This window comes from Gordonia rhizosphera NBRC 16068, assembly GCF_000298195.1.
GTDB classification, from domain to species: domain Bacteria; phylum Actinomycetota; class Actinomycetes; order Mycobacteriales; family Mycobacteriaceae; genus Gordonia; species Gordonia rhizosphera.
Window position 1 is genome coordinate 1 of record NZ_BAHC01000175.1, and the last position, 977, is coordinate 977.

Genomic DNA, 977 nt, shown 5'->3' on the forward strand with positions numbered 1-977 from the left:
AACAGTGGGTTCTCCACATCGGAGGCGACGACGACCTCCACCCCCGACAACCGCTGCACGGCCTGTGCCGGCCCGCCGAGCGCATCCACCAACCCGCGACCGCCATCGGTGGTGGCCGATCCCCCGAGCCCCACGACGATCGTGTGTGCACCGGCGTCGAGTGCCGCATCGACCAGCTGCCCGACACCGGTGGTGTCGGCGGAGAGCGCGGTGCGCGGGGTGGGACGTCCACCGAGCTGGTGCAGCCCGCATGCCTGCGCACATTCGATGTAGGCGACCGGTGACGAGGTGCGGTCGTCGAGGAGCCAGGAGGCCCTCACCGCGGCGCCGAGCGGTCCGGTGACCGTGGCGCTGCGCAGATCGCCGAACCGGCTGGCCAGCACGGCCACGAAGCCCGGCCCACCATCGGACTGCGGTGCCGAGCGCAGTTCGTCGGCAGGGCGGGCCGCCGACCACCCGCGGGCGATCGCCGCCGACGCGGCGACCGCGGACAGCGTGTCCCCGAACGAATCCGGCGCGATCAGTATCCGCATGTCGCCTCGACGATCATCACCACGACGGGGAGTGGGCTCATGCGCAGGAAGTATAGGGAGGTCTCAGAATCTCGGCAGCGCGGATCACCTAGGCTCGAAGATGTGAAGTTGCCATGGAAGTCAGATGACGACGGCGTCACCGACGACACCGCCGCCACGGCGTCGGACACCGCCGACGACGCCACCACCAGCACGGATACCGGCTCCAAGGGCAGCGCGTACACGGCCGGCAAGGGTCGGCCCACCCCGTCGCGCCGGGAATCCGAGCGCCGACGCGGACCCGTCGCGCCGCCCCCGACGACACGTTCGGAGGCGCGCGCCCGCAAGAAGGAGCTGAAGAGCTCCATGTCGCGTGAGGACAAGCGCAAGCTCTCCAACGAGAAACGTGCACAGCGCAACGAGCAGCGCGAGAAGATGATGGCCGGCGACGAGCGCTACCTGATG

General features: G+C 70.0%; 2 protein-coding genes. One reads left to right on the top strand and one right to left on the bottom strand.

Features of this window, described 5'->3' with window-relative positions; translation table 11 throughout:
- Nucleotides 1-533 (bottom strand): glycerate kinase (locus GORHZ_RS21460; protein ID WP_006336782.1); only part of this gene is annotated, 533 nt, incomplete at its 3' end.
- 102 nt (nt 534-635) lie between these two features.
- On the opposite strand from GORHZ_RS21460, the gene GORHZ_RS21465 reads away from it, so the two are divergent.
- Nucleotides 636-977: DUF3043 domain-containing protein (locus GORHZ_RS21465; protein ID WP_006336784.1), on the top strand; the 342-nt coding region annotated here is incomplete at its 3' end.